This window comes from Paenibacillus monticola (assembly GCF_009664975.1).
GTDB lineage: Bacteria > Bacillota > Bacilli > Paenibacillales > Paenibacillaceae > Paenibacillus_AQ > Paenibacillus_AQ monticola.
Genome location: NZ_WJXB01000003.1, coordinates 626,348 through 644,469, shown reverse-complemented (window position 1 = coordinate 644,469; position 18,122 = coordinate 626,348). Strand labels below are relative to the sequence as shown.

Sequence of the window (18,122 nt, the reverse complement as noted above, 5' to 3'; positions counted from 1 at the left end):
AGCAAAGCAGCGATTCACCTGTTATTGGGGAATCGCTGCTTTGCGTTTTTGGTCATTGGTTGCTTGCTTCAGCAGATTGTGAGTAAGCGAAAGCCACCCGACCTGGGGCGTCACTTTCTCCATGCCGCGAAGCAGAAATCGCCGGAAGCCCCGGTTGTTCTTCCGTTGTCCAAACACACTCTCCGGTTCCGTCATTCTACGCACGGTCAAGGCGTAACCTTCCTCACTTCGTAGAATTTCAAACTAACGACCACTTCCCGATTCCCTGCCGCTTTTGTACACCCTTCCCTCAGTGGGCAACCTTCGTAACTTTCGCTGCGGTAATGACGTTTTCGAATTTCATATCCACTCTCTACGATTTCCTTGCTTTCTTTGCGGAAATGCAGCGTTTGTCTGGTTGAGCACATCCATGTATCCTCGGTTTCGGTGTACGTCCAGTTCTCAATCTTTCCGACATTCTCTTTCCAAGCTTTACTCTTTTCTTTGTGATAGCTGCCGTATTTCACTACCGCCTGAATCTCTTTCTTTTCCAGATAGGCGTAGTTTTCTTCACTCCCGTAGCCTGCATCCGCAATCACCGTCTGTGGGAGTTTCCCCAAGATCTGCCTTGCATTTTCCATAGGCGGCTGTAAACAACGGGTATCGGTAGGTCTCGGATGTAGACTGTAGGTTAAAATAAACTGGTTTTCGGTTCCTATCTGTACATAGTATCCCGGTTTGAGCTGACCATTTCGCATGTGATCTTCTTTCATCCGCATAAAGGTTGCATCCGGGTCTGTCTTGCTGAAGCTGTTCCGGTCACCGAGCAGCACTTGGTACTGTTCGTACTTCAACAGCCTGGGCAGCAAATCCTTGCGAAGCTTCCGAACGACTTTCTTCAGGGGCTTGTCTTTGGGTTTCTCTAATAGCTGGGCTTCAAGCTTCTGTGTCACTTGTTCGAGTTTCTCACTGCTCAGCTCGGAAGACTCCCCGAGTTTAGGGAGGTCTCTTCCGAGGCACGCGTGTTCTTCTTGGTCCTCTGCTGCTTCGATGTTCGCGAACAGGGCATGTACCTGTCCTTGCAATTTCACTTTATGCTTACTGACCGTTTTGCCCCAAACAAAGGTGTAGCGATTGGCGTTGGCCTCAATCTTATCCCGTCGACAGAGTAATGAGCCAAACAGATATATTTTTCGTCAGCCAGAAATTGGAGTACGGCGGTAAATACGGTTTGAAGGACGTCTTTTATCCGCTGGGAACGAAAACGGTTGATCGTGCGGAAGTCTGGACGTTGCCTTCCGGCCAGCCACATGAAGGGAATGTTTTCGCGTACCGCTTTGGCGATTTGTCGAGAGGAGTAGATGCGCTGAGTGTAGGCGTAGATGATGATTTTGGTGAGCATTTTGGGGTGGTAGCTGTCGCGGCCACCGCCGGGATAGGCAGCGTCAAAGATGGCGTCGTCCAGCCGGTTAACGGCGGTATTGACGACACGAATGAGATGATTTTCTGGAATGTCGTCCTCTAAATCCATTGGTAAGCAAAGTTGGTCCATGGACTATTGAATGTACAAAAGAAACCTCTCCTTGATTTAAAATGGTTGGTCGCACTTCCATTTTACCAAAGAAAGGTTTCTTTTTTTATGATTTTTAGAAGGAAAGTAGATACGATTCCCGCTTAACAGCGGAGAGGACGGAACGATTGTGGAAAAGCGATAGCGTTCGCCTTGGTCTCCGGATTTTCACCGCTAAGGGGAATGAAAAAAATCTGGAGACCACAGCGATTGGAACAACGGTCCGTTCGCGGAGCGTCCTCACAAGCGCAACCGTCTATCTGACTCCAAAAAAAGAGCTGTCCCAAGCAGCTATTTCATGGCTTATGGGACAGCCCCATTGCGTGTATTTCACCGACACATAAAAAACACATAGGCTTGTTAGTCTGATGTAGAAGAATTTCAGTTTCATTTACAGGAAGAATCTTAGGGAGGAAATCATGAGAAAACATAAGAGTATATACATTGCTTTGCTATTAATCACTTTTGTCATCAGCCAACTATCCGGCCATACAGTGTCTGCCGAAACAAGCGTCACACCAAAGAATCTGGGGTCCATCCCCCTGGAAGCTAGTGTCAAGGCTACAGTAGAGGATATTAATATCTGGTCTCAGGCGGGCGGGAATATTCTGACTTACACGTTGAGCTATTCTAACGCAGGCGACAGCAACGCTAATCTGAATCATTATTTTTCCAGAGTAGTTACATTTGGAGGATCTGTTATTCCAGGCAATCCCATTACCGCCGATGCGCTTAAGAACAAAGTGGTTTCCAAACAAAGCGAACGTGTGACCTATTATGTCAACGTCGGAAAAATCAATTCACTAAAAGGTCTTAAAATTACAATGTTTGTATGGGACCCCCAAAGCAAGGGCTATCTGAAACATGCCGGGACCCTCAGCCTTCCGGCCAATTACTCTCCAACCGCAGCCAGTGCCCACAGACAGAAGTTATCCATTAATAACATTCCTGTGGGTGCTGCTTCTGAATCCCTGCAGATCTACAAGTATGGGGGCAAAGTATTCGCAAAGGTTGGTATCAACTTTAGCAATGAGGGAACCAAGGTACTCGGGGACCCGGGCTACACCGTATATCTAATGTCAGCAGGAGGAACCGCGTTCGAGTTGGCACTCAACAGTTCGCAGGTTGGATATAAAATTCAGCCTCAGGAAAAGAAAACGATCTACTACCTGACTGAGATTCCGCCGTATCTGAAGACCGATAAGATGAAAGTGCAATATGTTCAGAAGGATGAGACGCTTAAGCTGGAACTGCCTAAATCCTCGTATATGCTTCCAGCGGCTGTGATCCCTAATTTGAATGTAGACAAAGGTATTATGAAAAAGATCGGAATCAATGGCAATACGATCGAATTGCAGTTGACTGCTGCCAGTGTCTATTCGGAGGACAACTCAGGGATATGGACCTTCCGGTTCCGGATCAAAAATGCTGGGAAACAAGCAGTGATTCTGCCAAACTATGAACTTTCGGTCAGATCCGCCAGGGGAGCAACATTTCCGATTAACGCCAAGGACATAAGTGGAGCCAGCTTGAAACCTTTGCAGGAAAAAGTGGTGCAACTTACCGCCCAGGTTCCGCTTGAGGTGGAACAGAACACACTTAAATTGCAGATGATTGAAGCGGTCCAGTCGGACAGCAGTAACGAAGCAGCCACTGCAGCAGCGGCTAAGCTGTCCATTCCCATCGCTTATTTCGCCATTCCTTATACGCTCCGTGCAGAGACGCAAAAAGGTCAGGATTACCGGACGACCAACTCTTATGGCACTTTTGGCTACAGTCTGTTGTCTCTGCAACGTTTTCCTTGGAAAGATGAAGACATCCTTATCGCTAAGTTGAATATCACTAATACCCAATCGGTTAATCTTGCACTCCCCGAGTTTAAGGGTGCCCTAAAGGTGGACAACGATGATTTGACAGCTTCTACGGAGCTGTTCATGGACAAAGAAATCTCCAGTATTGCTCCAGGGAAAAGTGCGGAAATGTATATGCTCAGCAAAGTTCCTTATACGACAGATTTCAGCAAGTTGCAGGTCAATCTATATTCTGTTGTCAAAGAAGAAAAGATCCCATTCCTCTCATTAAGTACAAGCAGTGTAACAGATGCCGTATACAAGATTGAACGCGGCGGAAGCTATGCGGTTGTTGGAAAAGGTAAGAATGCCACAGTGCAGGAGAACAAGACGACAGTATATGAAGGAGTTAACGCGAATATTGTCTACAGCGAACTGTTCCTGAACAGTGAAGAGAAGAGACAAAGCCAGATGGCGCGGCTTCAGGCCTATTATAAAACCTCTGATGGGCAGCTGTACGAAGCCACTTCCAGCCAGCCAGATACGCCAGCCACTCCTGGCCGCAAGCAGTTGATTACTTTCTGGGCGAAGCTGCCCAAATCCGTGGGAGCTTCGAATCTTACGCTGTACCTTGGACCAGGAATCGCCGGTAATAAACTCACGGAGGCAGGTCAGGAATCAACAGGCTTCATCAATATTTCTGCGCTGGAACTGAATACGGTGGCAATGACGCCGGTCAAAACGTTATCCAAAGTTACTGTGTATCCGTATACTTTGTCCATTCTAAATTCGGATGGGCGGAATACGCGTGGCAGCGATACTATCAGCATTGCGATGAACTACAATCTACTGCGTGACAGCAACTATGAAGTCGGTGCATTCAATCACAAGCTTGTGATTAAAATGACCGATCCATTCGGACAGTCGCAGGAGAAGAACCTCACTATAGGTACAGAACTGACGGAAGGGTACAACAACACGTATTCGGTATCGTTCAGCAACAATATGTACAAAAAGTTGTCTGGGGGCACTTACGCAATCACATTGTATGATGAATTCCAAGGCGAACGGATGGAGCTGGCAAGCCAAGCCTATATCTTAACGATGGATAGAGCACCAACTAACGAATAGTAGAATTTTATTGTATTGAATTATTGTACAAAAAGGAGCAGCTTATGTTGCGAGTGGAGAAGATATCACATACGTTTAAGAGCGGCGGTGAATTGACACCCGTGCTGCATGACATCAATTTTCAGGTGAAGCAGGGCGAAATGGTTGCTCTGCTGGGCAGTTCAGGCTCCGGCAAGTCTACGATGCTGAATTTGATGGCGGGTCTGATGAAGCCAACGGAAGGTCATATCTACATTGCCGATCAGGATATTGTGAAGATGAGTGAGAACAAGCTGGCGGTATTTCGGCGGAAGAATATCGGGTTTATCTTTCAGGCATATGAACTGATCGCCAGTCTTACGGTTCGTGAAAATGTGGAACTGCCGCTGGTGTTCCAATCGGTATCCGCATCTGCGCGCAAGAAACAATCGCTTGCCTTGCTGGAGGCGGTAGGCATACCGGACAAAGCAGAGCAGTTTCCATCCCAATTGTCGGGAGGACAGCAGCAGCGTGTAAGCATTGCACGTTCGCTGATTACTGAGCCGTCCATTATTTTTGCGGATGAACCCACCGGCAACCTGGACACCAAGACAGAAGATGAAATTATTAATATATTGGTCGACCTGAACAAAAACATGAAAACTACGTTTATTATTGTCACACATGAGCATGAAGTGGCACAGCATATGCAGCGGATCTTTACCCTTCGTGATGGATATATGGTTACAGAAAAGGAGGACCCTCGCAGTGAGAATTAGTGATATCTCAAAGTTGGCCTGGGGCCAGATTAAACGCAGAAAGGTAGTAACCGGTCTATGCATGGTAGGTATCTCTATCGGTTGTGCGGCAATTATCGTAGCTTTAAGCATTGGGGATTCCGCCCAGAGTTACTCTGAGAGAGAAATGAACAGCAGGCTGAAGATGGACGAAATTACGGTAACACCTAATAGTGGTGTTTCTGTGCGCGGGGGCGGAGCAAAGGCGAGTAAGACCGGAGAGAACATCAATACCGGAAAGCTGACCCGACAAAAATTGGAGATTATCAAGGGACTTAAACATGTAACTGCTGCTGCACCTTTTCAGGAACTGGGTTATGCTCAAATGCTCACCATAGACAACAAAGTCAATGATATTCAAATTGTTGGAACGGACCTTGATCTTCTAACCCAATATGGAAATACCTTTAAACAAGGCGGCCCTTCTGATCAGCCAGGAACCATTATTCTTAGCTATGGTGCCACTTTGGGATTGATGGATCTTGAGATGCAGAAGACGCTCTTCGAGCAGTTAAACAGTGATCCTTACAACACCAAATTAATGGAGCAGTTTAACAGCTTGAACGGCTTGTCAGCAGCGATGTATCAGCAGCAGATAGAATTGCAGGCTGAGGATTTCAATTCCGAAACCTCTCGTACCTATCGTAGTTCGACCTTTCGAGTAGTCGGTGTTCTGAATAAGCCTAAAGGAACGAGCGACGAGATGATCCAGAGTGATAAAAAGGTATATGTATCACTGGAAACCGCAGTAAGGCTGACTGAGGAATTACATTTAAATGTGGGGACAGTTGGAGAGGAAGGCATCTTCAACACAGTAACGGTAAAGGTGGACAAGACGGAAAATTTAACCAAAGTGGAAGGGCTTGTTAAGCGACTGACGCTAAATGCAAGCACTAATCTATTCCAGAAGAAGGAACTGGAGAAAACCTTTGCGATGCTTAAACGGGTGGCGTTAGGAATTGGGGTGTTTATTCTGATTATCGCTTCGATTTCCATCATCGTCGCCATGACGATGTCTACGCATCAACGTCGTCGACAGATTGGAATTATGAAAGTGCTTGGCGCTAACATGGGGCAAATACGCAATATGTTTATTACAGAGTCTGCTTTGTTGGGGTTGTTGGGAGGTATGGTAGGTATCGGATTCTCATATCTGATTGTTTCAGGCATTAACAAGCTTGTCGGCGGGTCAATCGGAGGGGCAGAAATGGGAGGGAGTCTGGTTATTCTCATACCGTTGTCAACGATTCCGGTGGGTATTATTTTTGCAATATTGACTGGAGTGTTATCAGGAATTTATCCGGCAATCAGCGCTTCAAGAATCAATGCGCTCACTGCGATTAAACGGGATTAGCCATTTTTTAGTTGAAAGGAAGCCGAAGTGATGAAGAGGATCCTAAAGTGGATTGTGATAGCAACGATAGTGTTGACTGCAGGTTATTTTATCTATGACAAAATGATTAAGCCCAAAGAGCAAGCGCAACCGATAGAAGAGGTGCCAGCAGTTACCTTCCCAGTAACCACAGAAACGATTACCAAATCTGTACAGGTTAAAGGCAAATCGAAATATGAGCATGAAACCCTTATATACGCCCCATTTGCTTCCAAGGTAACAGAGTGGACGGTGCAGAATGGCGGACAAGTAAAGAAAGGGGAGATTATGTTTACCCTGGACACAGCAACGCTCAAAAATGAAATTGCTACTCAGGAAGCAACCATCCGCAAGGGAAAGCTGGAAGCTGAACTGAACGCATTTGTCAGTAAACAGAATGATGAAACGACTGCTGTAGGTGCAACTGAAGCTGAGCGACTAAAGACATTGGCTTCACAGCAGACAAGCAAGATTAGCGAAGATCTGAACAAGGTAAGTACGGATATTCAGGTGCGGGAGATTGCGGATAAGAAGACCAAAGTCCAATCAGCGAGTTATCGTGCCCCATCTTCCGGAATTTTCTTGTTCGACAGCTCCAGTGAGCGTATACAAATGGTGACAGACAACCAGTATATCGGCAAAATCGTGGATTTGAACAAGGTGGAGTTTGTTGCACTGGTGGGTGAACAGGATGTGTTCAACATCAAGCCTGGAATGAAGGTGAAGGTCAAAATGACAGCTTCCAAGGCTGCTAAGCTCACTGGAGAAGTGAAAAAGGTATCCAAATTTGCCACAACTGCATCAGGCAAGGACACTACAACCACCCAAGTCCCACAGTTCGAAGTGATCATCTCGCTCCAAGCCAATGAGCTCTTAATTGGGGGCCTTAGTTTGAATGGTGAGATTGAGACCTTGCGTAAGGACAATGCTACGGCTGTTTCCAATATTGCGGTCATTCATGAAGGAGACCTCACTTACGTTATGCTGGACAAAGGCAACGGACAAACGCAACGGAAAGAGATTAAAACCGGACTGGAAACAAACGATAAGGTTGAAGTGCTCTCCGGACTGAAACCGGGAGACACCGTAGTTCTTCAGTAGATGTTCTTAAAGACAGATGGATTCTATGATGCTAAATTGAAATAGGAGTTGAAACGCATGAACTGGAGTTGGTTGCCGTCAACCTGTACCCTCGCAAATCTGGCAGCCGGATCATTATCGTTACTTTTCACTATCCGGGAGCAATATAAAGTGGCAGTAATCCTGATCATACTGGCTGCCATGTGCGATGTGTTGGACGGATTATTGGCCAGACTATTACATTGTACCAGTGATTTCGGTAAACAATTGGATTCGCTGGCAGATATCATTTCGTTTGGAGTGGCTCCTGTCTTTTTGATTTTGTTATATAGATTGGATAATGTCCAGTGGTTGGGAGTTGTCGTGGCCGTCCTCTTTTTGATATGTGGTGCGCTCCGACTGGCCAGATTTAACTTGACGATTCCGATCAAAGGGTTTGTAGGTATGCCTATTACTGCAGCGGGAGTAATCCTGTCTGCATCGACTTTACTGGAAGAACATCTGAAACCGGGTCTTATATTGGTATTAATGGGGTTGTTGTCCTTTCTCATGGTCAGCCGACTTCCCTTTCCTTCTTTTAAAAAATACGACAGCAGGAAGTGAAAAGGAATGAATTGGGCCATAGAGTTGATATCACAATACGGGTATATAGCTATTTTTGCTCTTTTAGCCCTTGGCATTCTTGGACTCCCCGTACCAGACGAAATTATAATGTTATTTGTAGGCTATTTATCTTCCAGCATGGTTTTAAATTATTCGCTTTCAGTGCTGGTTGGTTTTGCTGGTTCGATAACTGGGATGATGATCAGCTATATCATTGGCAGCAGACTGGGACAACCTGTCGTTGATAAATATGGAAAATGGATTGGCCTAACACCTAAGCGATTTGGGAGAGTCAAGGGGTGGTTTGAGCGTTTTGGGAATTGGACGGTTCTGTTTGGCTATTTCATTCCTGGGGTGAGACATGTAACTAGCTACATCTCAGGAATTAGTGGAATGCCATTCAGAAAATATCTTCTTGTATCCTTGGTTGGCTCTTCGACATGGTCCCTTCTTTTTATTTCTCTTGGCTTTTTTTTAGGTAAGAATATATCTTTTACATGAGTAGGAACACTAACCTATTATCTATAATTAATGGGGGTAAGTTCTATATTTTTACTATAGGATAGTTCGGCAGGATAGTGTAAAATGAAATCGTCCTATGTAAACGATTTCAAAGTAAAATTAGGGTGTGAATACGATACTAAAGGAGTGTAAGATGATGAAATATACTAAACCTAACCAACCGCTAGTAACCCACATTTATACCGCCGATCCGTCCGCTCATGTTTTTGAGGGTAAAATCTATATTTATCCTTCACACGACCTCGACCATGATGGACCAGATAACGATAACGGGGACCAATATGCTATGGAAGATTACCATGTATTGTCCCTGGAGAATTTCGATTCTCCTGTTGTAGATCATGGAGAAGCGCTCCATCTGCGTGATATTCCATGGGCTTCAAGCCAGCTCTGGGCACCGGATGCGGCATTCAAGAACAATCTGTACTATCTGTTTTTTCCGGCACGCGATCAAGACGGCATCTTCCGGCTTGGGGTGGCAACGGCGTCCTCACCTGCAGGGCCTTTTAAAGCGGAGTCCAATTATATCAAGGACAGCTTTAGCATAGATCCTGCCGTCTTCGTTGAAGATGACCAAGCCTATGTTTATTTTGGGGGCCTTTGGGGAGGGCAGTTGGAGAAGTGGCAGACAGGTAGCTTCGAGTCTTCACAAACAGAAGGGCCTCCAGCAGACCAGCCGGCGTTGGGACCACAGGTGGCCTTGTTAAGCGATGATATGCTGTCGTTTAAGGATAAACCGCAAGAGATTTCGATTCTGGATGAAGAAGGCAATCCGCTGCTGGCTGGCGACGAGGATCGCAGATATTTTGAAGGCCCATGGGTTCATAAATATAATGAGTATTACTACCTGTCTTATTCGACAGGAACTACACACAAGCTGGTGTATGGCATCAGCAAGAACCCACTGGGTCCCTTTACATTCAAAGGAACAATCCTCACTCCTGTTATCGGCTGGACCACCCATCATTCTATTGTCCAGTTTGAAGATAAATGGTACCTCTTTTATCATGACAGCTCTCTGTCTGAAGGCGTCAATCACAAACGTTGCGTGAAATACACGGAACTGAAGTATAATACTGACGGAACCATTCAAACGATAGATCCTTATAAAGAATAGCGATTTTCCAAATAATCCCAAACCATTCGCGATCACAAAGATCGTTGGATGGTTTTTTTTTGGTTAGGAGAAAATGCGAAAAAAATTTAACTTTTTAAACAAGAAACTGCATTGTTCTAGCATTGCAATTATAATAAGATGATTTGGAATAACAAATATTAGTAGAATAATTCAAGAGATTCAAATTTATGGGGGTGGTTGGAAAAATAGACTGAGGGGTTGTGTCCAATATTTTGGGAAAAATCACAAATAATTAATACCGGAGGTATAAAGATGTTAAAAAAGCTTTCGCTTTTTGTATTAACCTTTGCTTTATTGTTGAGCTGTCTACCCATGATGTCTGCATATGCTGCGAATAGTGCAACTGCAAAGCTGCCAGGGAACTCGAACCCGCTAATGGACCACAAATTAGGAGCCGACCCCTTTGCATTGACCTATAACGGAAGAGTCTACGTCTATATGTCGAGCGATGCTTATGTATATAATACGGACGGAACAATTAAAGAGAATGATTTCAGCACACTAAATAAAATCAATGTCATCTCTTCTGCGGATATGGTGAACTGGACCGACCATGGTTCAATTCCGGTAGCAGGCGCCAACAATGCCAATAGTGGCAACGGAATTGCCAAATGGGCCTCACTCTCTTGGGCACCGTCGGTTGCACATAAAACGATAAACGGTGTTGATAAATTCTTTCTGTATTTTGCAAATGGTGCATCCGGTATTGGTGTACTGACTTCTAACTCTCCAATAGGACCATGGACAGATCCTCTCGGAAAAGCGCTGGTTACAACCAGTACAGCTGGTATGTCAGGTGTTACCTGGCTTTTTGACCCGGCCGTATTGGTGGATGATGATGGCACAGGCTACCTCTATTGTGGTGGCGGGATTCCGAATACCTCGAATGCAGCGTCCATTGCAAATCCCAAAACAGCCCGAGTGTTAAAATTAGGGTCGGATATGACGAGCATTGTTGGAAGCGCAACCACGATTGATGCTCCTTACATGTTTGAAGACTCAGGAATTCATAAGTATAACGGCAAATACTATTATTCATATTGCTTCAATTTCTCAGGCACGCACCCGGCAGCCTACCCTACTGGTGAAATCGGTTACATGACGAGCAGTAGCCCTACGGGACCATTTACTTATGTGGGTCATTTCCTGAAGAACCCATATACCTTCTTCGGGGTCGGAGGCAATAACCATCATGCAGTGTTTAACTTTAATAACCAATGGTATGTAGTGTATCATGCCCAGACGGTCAGCAAGGTTCTGCTTGGAGATGGAAAAGGCTACCGTTCCCCGCATATCAATAAGCTTGTATATAATACCGACGGAACCATTCAAGAGGTTCAGGGAAATATGGCAGGCATAGCCCAGATTGCCAATCTGAATCCATATATCAGGGTTGAAGCAGAAACTATCGGCTGGAATGCAGGCATTGCAACCGAGACGACGCAAGCAACAGGCGGACCGACAAGCAATATGGATGTGACCAGTATTAACAATGGAGACTGGGTTGCTATAGGCAACGCTGACTTCGGTACCAGTGGAGCCACTACGTTCAAAGCGAATGTAGCCTCAACCGTAGGCGGCAAAATAGAAATACGGCTTGACAGCGCAACGGGTACTCTTGTTGGAACGCTAAATGTGAGTTCCACTGGAGGAACGCAAACGTGGAAGGAAATAGAAACCACTGTAAGCAATGCAACGGGGGTTCACAAGATTTTCTTCGTATTTACAGGAACAGGAACCAGCAACTTATTCAATCTTGATTACTGGCAGTTCACATCGGGTGCGGCTTCCACTGGAACAAGGGTTGAAGCTGAGGATATGACCCTTAGCGGTACCTACGCTGGAAAGATCACTTCTCCTTTCAGTGGTGCCGCTTTTTACGGAAACGATGATTTCAGTGCATTCACTCAGTATTTTGCCTACGGCACCCATACGTTTACGCTCCGGGGGGCTTCGAGCACCTCAGCTACTGCCAAAGTGCAATTGCAAATCGGCGGAACGACCGTTGGTACGTTTTCCTTCACCGGAACTACACCTACGGTTCAGACTTTGTCTAACATTGCCCATGCAACCGGTAGTCAAGAAGTCAAACTGATCGCTACTGGCGATAATGGGACTTGGGATGCCTATGTAGATTATTTAGATATTTTGAACTAAGGGAGAATCTTCCTCATCTGGTGGCTTTGTTGATTTTGATTATTTGCACTTAGAGTAATATAAGAGAAGGAGATGATTTGAGTTGAAAACTAAAATTGGCAAGCTTGTTGGAACCTTGGCCTTAGCGGGCATTTTGCTCTCATCCGTTATAGCAGGTAGCGCAAATGCCGCACTGACGAGTGGATCAAAATTCCTGGGTAATATCATTGCAGGCAGTGTTCCTGCCAGCTTCTCCACCTATTGGAATCAAGTGACACCTGAGAATGGAACCAAATGGGGTGCAGTGGAAGGTACACGCAACACTATGAATTGGGCCGGTGCTGATACTTCCTACAACTATGCGGTCAGCAATAATTTCCCCTTCAAATTTCATACACTGGTGTGGGGGAGTCAGGAGCCTTCATGGGTAGCCGGTCTTTCGGCAGCCGACCAGAAATCAGAGGTTACCGCTTGGATTACTGCTGCGGGACAACGATATTCCAAGTCCACCTTCGTCGATGTAGTGAATGAGCCCTTGCATGCCAAGCCTTCCTACCGAAATGCCCTTGGTGGTGACGGAACCACCGGCTGGGATTGGATAATATGGTCATTCCAGCAGGCTAGAACTGCTTTTCCGAACGCCAAGCTGCTTATTAATGAATATGGAATCATTGGTGATCCGACATTGGCAGATCAGTATGTGACAATTATCAATCTGTTGAAGACCAGAGGACTGATTGACGGCATTGGAATTCAATGTCATCAGTTCAATATGGATACTGTAACTACGTCCACAATGAATACCGTACTGAATAAGCTGTCAGCGACGGGATTACCTATTTACGTGTCCGAACTGGATATGACAGGCGACGATAGTACACAGTTGGCCAGATACAAGGAGAAATTCCCTGTTTTATGGGAGAATCCAGCGGTAAAAGGCGTGACACTTTGGGGCTACATTCAAGATCAGACCTGGATATCCAATACGCATTTGCTGAATACTAACGGGTCGGAGCGTCCGGCGCTGCAGTGGCTGAAACAATATTTAAGCGGATCTACTGGCGGGGGAACAACAACCAGTGCCTACGCAGATTTTGAATCGGGTACGGATGGATGGGCAGGCTCTAATATTGTCGGAGGCCCCTGGTCAACCACAGCATGGAGTTCCAAGAACACACATTCTTTGCAAGTGGATATTGCAATGTCTGCCAACACCCAACATACTGTTTCAAAAATCGTCAGCGCGAATTTCTCCGGTTATACAAAGCTGAAGGCAACGGTACATGGATCTGAGTGGGGTGGTTATGGTACTGGATTAGGTGTGAAGTTATACGTTAAACATGGGAGCGCATATACGTTTACGGATAGCGGTTGGGCGACCATAGGTAAGAGTGGAACTATCGATTTAACCTTAGACTTGACGGCAGTCAATACAGCTGATATCAAAGAGTATGGCATTCAATTCGTCGATGCCAGCAACTCCTCCGGGAATGCTTCTGTGTACGTGGATAATGTGTATTTGTCTAACTGATTTATAATATCCATGTAGGGGCTGTCTCCAAGGGGCGTGAAAGCGCTGCTTGGGATAGCCCCTGTGTGTTTTTGTAGCTACTCGTAAATTTCTGTGATTCCCGTATTGACGAATTCCGGCACCTTCCGGCCTTCGGCAATTGTTAGCAATGTACGGATGATTGCCTCTCCCCAGTGTTGTTCATTCTGAGAAATAATCTGGGTAATCTGGCCATTTTGCAGCGATTCCTTCACGGCTGGAGTAAGGCCAAGCGCCACATTATAGCGTTTCAGACCTTTGGCTTTCCAGACGAGAATCGAGCTTGAACTGGAAACGAAATCCAAGCTGATTAGTGCACTGAAGTGTGGATGTTCGCTTATCATCTGCTCCAGTTGCCGCATGGCTCCTTCCTCGCTGCCGTTGTTATTACGGATGTCCAGCACATCAATTTCCGTATGATTGTTCAAATAATCCTGCAGTCCCGCCAGCCGCTGGCCGAGTCCGAGCATATGGGGCATGCCAGATTCGACAAGGACCATGCCCCTGCCGTTCAGAAGCCGGTTCACCGCCTGTCCAATAATGGATCCTGTCTTATAATTGTCTGCACCTATAAAGGCAACCCGCTGGCTGTCCGGTGAGTCAGATTCGAAGCAGACCACGGGGATACCCTTAGACACAGCTTGGTTAATAACTTGTACCAGCGCTTGCGAATCGACAGGATCAATAGCGATTCCATCCACCTCCTGCTTGATCATCATCTCCATTATTCGGATCTGCTGTTCTAGATTGGCTTCGTCCGGCGCCTGAACCTGCAATTTGATGTTATGGCTTGCGGCGGCGGCTTCCGCATTCTCTGTGATGGTTTCATACGTTGGATTTACCATAGGATAGATGATGCCGAAGACAAGGGGGGGAGCACCCAGTTCAACAGAAGGCAGTGGTGATGCTTCCGCCAGCCCCTCCATACCGCTCCGCTCTGCTCCTGCCCCACATCCGCTAAGGAGAAGGATGACGATCATTATTGGGAGCAGGAGGTGCCTTTCGTTTCCTGAACCGAACTTCACAGTCTGTCCTCCCCTTCTCCGACTAATCCGGCCTTATTCTCCACCAAGCCTTGCTTGCGGTATTCCGTTGGCGTCAGGCCGGTTACCTTCTTGAACAGATTAGAGAAGTAATGCTGATCGTTGTAGCCTACCTGAAAGGCGATTTCGAACGTTTTGCTGCGGGTGGTCTTCAGCAGTTCTTTTGCCTTGCCAATCCGCGTGGTGGTTAAATATTCAGTCATCGTCTGTCCAGTTTCCTGACTGAAGATCTTGCTGAGATGGCTGGAGCTGACACCAATTTTCTTGGAAATTTCGTATAGAGAGAGCTGGTCGTCGTCATAGTGCTCACGGATCTGCTGCTTCACTTTATCGATTAGCTCGCCGTATTTATCGGAACCCTCCGCCCGCCACCTCCACAACCGTTCAAGTAGGGTGTTCAGGTAATCTATACTCTCTTCGAAGTTAGAAATGCTTCTGATCTGTTGTTGCAATTCCTTCATCAATTCCGCCCGATTTCCACCCGTCTGAAAGCTTTGCTTAGCGGTGCGGACCAATTCAAGCGTAATATCGTTGATCAAATAGTAGGCGTACATGGAATCCCAATTCATGCCGTTCAGTTCGGCGGCAAATTGTCTGATAAAGCCGGGCGCTTCCTTGGAGGAGCCGAGCTTGAGAAAATCGATCAGCCGATTCCGGTCCAGCAGTACGAGGTCCGATGAAGGGTCAAAAGAAACTTCCCACAGCTTCGCTTTATTCTGCTTGGACAGCTTCTTCCACATCTTGTCTTCCTCGGCTTCCAGATAGGAGACATGCACGGATTGTAGCCGTTCCTGCACACTGCCCAAGCTGAGAGACAGCTCACAGCCGACCGCCGTTTTCATCTTCCGCTGCAGAATGGCGGCCAAGGTCTCCAGCTTCGCTGAAATTAGCTCCGGCTGGCTTCCCTTAAGGATGAGTACGCTTTCTGTCCGACTGCGCTTATAGACGAAACTGTTTGGCAGCTCCTTCAGCTGATCGGCCAGCAGTTGTCCGGCGGCTTGGTATGCTGCTTGGCTAAGGTGCAGTTTCCGAGGATCGGAGGGGGCCAGCGACAGAATAGCCACAGCATAATAAGGAGTCGTCAGTTGCAGATCAAGCTGGTCCGCAGCTTCAATGGCGGCAGCGGTGCCGATCAGCCCGCCGCACAGGTCGGCAAACAGCTTTTCAGGGGTGTAAGCATACGTTCTCTTCAAGCGTTGTTCTTCATCAATTCTGTGACTTGCCGCATGGAGCAGCTGGACCAGGTCCGCCGAGCTGACCGGTTTCAGGCAATAATCCTCCACACCGAGCCGGAGCGCAGACTGGGCATATTGAAAGTCGTCGTGCCCGCTTAAGATAATGATCTTGATCTGCGGGAGCCGCTGGCGGACCACGGCGCTGAGCTCCAGCCCGTCCATAAAGGGCATTTTGATATCGGTGATCAGAATGTCGGGCAGCTGCTGCTCAATCAACGGAAGCGCCAGTTCGCCGTCGGAGGCGTCACCGCAATAAATGAAACCTTCTTTTTCCCAGTTGACACATTCCCTTATACTTTCACGAATAAGAATTTCGTCGTCGACTAGCATAATCTTCTTCATTTCAATCCCCCTTGTTCTTGGGTATACGGACTGAGATTTCTGTCCCTTTGCCTTCCGTGCTTTCTAGCCTCACTCCATATTCTTTGCCGAAATAAAGCCGTAGCCGTTGGTGTACATTTAGCAGGCCGAACCCTCCTTCTTCCAGTTCCGCTTCCTCTGCTTGGGTGGGATGCTCAAGCTGGCTTCTCAGAAGCTCTAGCCGATCGGCAGTGATGCCGATGCCGTTATCCGTGACGGTGAGCACGACCGATGCATTGCCCTCAGCATAGCCGCTGATGGTAATCAGACCTTTGCCTCTTTTATTTTTGATTCCATGATAGATCGCGTTCTCGATCAGGGGCTGCAGTGTCATATTGAGAATCGGGTATTCATGGAGCTCCGGCTCCACGTTGATTTGATACTCCAGAATATCGCGGTAGCGCATCTGCTGAATGATCAGGTAGCTATGGGCATGCGCCAGCTCTGTGCGGATCAGCACCCAGTCGCGGCCTTTGTTCAGGCTAAGCCGGAAGAATTGGGATAGCGCTTTCACAAGTTGGATGACACTGTCGTTTTTGCCGGCTTCGGCCATCCAGACAATGGAGTCCAAGGTATTATACAGAAAATGAGGGTTAATCTGAGCCTGAAGTGTCCGCAGCTCCGCTTTTTGCAGCAACTGCTGTTCACGGATGCTTTGCTCCAGAAGATCTTTGATTTTTTCCACCATGATATTGAAGCTTTGGCCCAAATCTGCGATTTCGTCTGTCCCGCCCGGTTTAACTTTGGCCTCCAGGTAGCCACTTGCGGTCAGCCTCATTTTGTGCTGAAGAAGCTGGATGGGTTGCGTCAGTCGTCGGGTCAGAAAAAAATGGAGGGTAATGGCAAAAACAATGCTGAGTACCACGCTGACAATAATCAGCTGTCTAATCCGGTTAGCCTCAGCGACAATTTCCTGAAGTGGAGCCATGCCAACAATCTTCCAACCGGTGCTTAGCGAAGACGTATGGACAATAAAGCGGGGCGGCCCTTTCGTATTCAGTACAAAGCTGTCGCGGCTGGTGTGTTCCAGTGCGGGAAACATAGGTCTATCAATGAGTAACAAGTCCTGTTCACTTATGGAGGGGACATAAATAGGATTGTCATTCTGATCGAGAATGTAGAAAAAACCTGTTTTGCCGATGGTGACCTTGCCGCAAAATTCCTTTATAAACGAATCGTCCAGATCGACAATAATAAATCCGATGACTTCATGGGTAATCCGCTGCTTCACCGCCGCTAATATGGAGATAACCCCCTGATCCGGGTAGGTGAATCCATCGACACGGTCATATGCAGAGGTCATGGCCGGAGGGATTTTGAGCACTAAATCCGGATTCTGGGCGAGTGATTTAAAATGCGGGTTGCGCAGGGGATTGATATTAGACTGAAATACTCCCTTGCGCTCGCTGATGCCCTTGCCGTACAGATTAATAAAGCTGATGTTGATTACGTTCTCATATTTGTAGGTATCCCTGTAAAGCGCAAAGGTCTGGAGAATCTCTTTAGCTTCCTGGTAGGTCTCTGATTGTGAAAATAGAAAATGGATGACTTGGGGATTCTTACTCAGCTCCAGCAGCCGTTCGGTGTTTTCAAACAGATTGTCGATATTTCTTCCCAGCATATCCGCTTGCAGCATGCTTGAGGCTTTACTGTGACTGGAGATCGAGTCGTAGGATTTCTGATAGGAAACAAGTCCGACGGCGATCAGCGGTATCGTGGTCAGAACGATAAACAAGGCTAATAATTTCGCCCTCAGGCTGGAGGAGATCCAGCGTATCATCCTCATCGGTTATATCCTCTCATATTAATATGCATTTCGTACCAACCTCTAGTGTATAACATTTTTAACCTTCAGGGGA

Annotated in this window: 13 protein-coding genes and 2 pseudogenes; 11 read left to right on the top strand and 4 right to left on the bottom strand. The window is 46.8% G+C overall.

Annotation, left to right across the window (positions count from 1 at the left end; genetic code table 11):
* Positions 1-21: 21 nt before the first annotated feature.
* Positions 22-1,531: pseudogene (locus GJB61_RS32565) on the bottom strand (IS1182 family transposase).
* A 146-nt stretch (positions 1,532-1,677) separates the two neighbouring features.
* On the opposite strand from GJB61_RS32565, the gene GJB61_RS12010 reads away from it, so the two are divergent.
* From GJB61_RS12010 to GJB61_RS32385, 11 genes and pseudogenes are all read left to right on the top strand, one after another.
* Positions 1,678-1,893: a hypothetical protein gene (locus GJB61_RS12010; RefSeq protein ID WP_154118724.1), complete on the top strand. Its 216-nt coding sequence runs from the start codon at positions 1,678-1,680 to the stop codon at positions 1,891-1,893.
* A 75-nt stretch (positions 1,894-1,968) separates the two neighbouring features.
* Entirely contained in the window at positions 1,969-4,470 is a 2,502-nt protein-coding gene (locus GJB61_RS12005; protein WP_154118723.1) for a hypothetical protein, read from the top strand.
* 44 nt (positions 4,471-4,514) lie between these two features.
* Positions 4,515-5,207 carry an ABC transporter ATP-binding protein gene (locus GJB61_RS12000; protein ID WP_154118722.1) on the top strand — a complete coding sequence of 231 codons (693 nt, stop codon included), beginning with the start codon at positions 4,515-4,517 and terminating at the stop codon, positions 5,205-5,207.
* Entirely contained in the window at positions 5,197-6,579 is a 1,383-nt protein-coding gene (locus tag GJB61_RS11995) for an ABC transporter permease (RefSeq protein ID WP_338115768.1), read from the top strand. Before GJB61_RS12000 ends, GJB61_RS11995 begins: the two co-directional genes overlap by 11 nt.
* 30 nt (positions 6,580-6,609) lie before the next feature.
* Positions 6,610-7,698: an efflux RND transporter periplasmic adaptor subunit gene (locus tag GJB61_RS11990; RefSeq protein WP_154118721.1), complete on the top strand. Its 1,089-nt coding sequence runs from the start codon at positions 6,610-6,612 to the stop codon at positions 7,696-7,698.
* Positions 7,699-7,755: 57 nt separating this feature from the next.
* On the top strand, positions 7,756-8,280 hold the full coding sequence (gene pssA / locus GJB61_RS11985) for a CDP-diacylglycerol--serine O-phosphatidyltransferase (protein ID WP_154118720.1): 525 nt from the start codon (positions 7,756-7,758) through the stop codon (positions 8,278-8,280).
* Positions 8,281-8,286: 6 nt separating this feature from the next.
* Positions 8,287-8,781: a DedA family protein gene (locus GJB61_RS11980; protein ID WP_154118719.1), complete on the top strand. Its 495-nt coding sequence runs from the start codon at positions 8,287-8,289 to the stop codon at positions 8,779-8,781.
* Between the two features lie 154 nt (positions 8,782-8,935).
* Positions 8,936-9,919, top strand: coding sequence for a glycoside hydrolase family 43 protein (locus GJB61_RS11975; RefSeq protein ID WP_154118718.1), 984 nt, complete (start codon positions 8,936-8,938; stop codon positions 9,917-9,919).
* A 273-nt stretch (positions 9,920-10,192) separates the two neighbouring features.
* Entirely contained in the window at positions 10,193-12,097 is a 1,905-nt protein-coding gene (locus GJB61_RS11970) for a carbohydrate-binding protein (RefSeq protein WP_154118717.1), read from the top strand.
* Between the two features lie 82 nt (positions 12,098-12,179).
* Positions 12,180-13,124, top strand: a pseudogene (locus GJB61_RS11965) (endo-1,4-beta-xylanase); the annotation flags it as partial.
* A complete protein-coding gene (locus GJB61_RS32385) occupies positions 13,101-13,607 on the top strand; it encodes a hypothetical protein (protein WP_338115787.1) in 507 nt (168 codons plus the stop codon). The pseudogene GJB61_RS11965 and the gene GJB61_RS32385, both read left to right, overlap by 24 nt.
* A gap of 77 nt (positions 13,608-13,684) precedes the next feature.
* Here GJB61_RS32385 and GJB61_RS11960 read toward each other — a convergent pair whose 3' ends face one another.
* Genes GJB61_RS11960 through GJB61_RS11950 form a run of 3 tightly spaced genes read right to left on the bottom strand, consistent with a single transcriptional unit; the run spans position 13,685 to position 18,049 of the window.
* Entirely contained in the window at positions 13,685-14,650 is a 966-nt protein-coding gene (locus GJB61_RS11960) for a substrate-binding domain-containing protein (protein ID WP_154118716.1), read from the bottom strand.
* The gene (locus tag GJB61_RS11955; protein WP_154118715.1) at positions 14,647-16,245 is read right to left on the bottom strand and encodes a response regulator; all 1,599 of its coding nucleotides are present in this window, start codon (positions 16,243-16,245) and stop codon (positions 14,647-14,649) included. The genes GJB61_RS11960 and GJB61_RS11955 overlap by 4 nt, the downstream gene beginning before the upstream one ends.
* Before the next feature lies 1 nt (position 16,246).
* A complete protein-coding gene (locus GJB61_RS11950; protein ID WP_154118714.1) occupies positions 16,247-18,049 on the bottom strand; it encodes a cache domain-containing sensor histidine kinase in 1,803 nt (600 codons plus the stop codon).
* Positions 18,050-18,122: the final 73 nt, after the last annotated feature.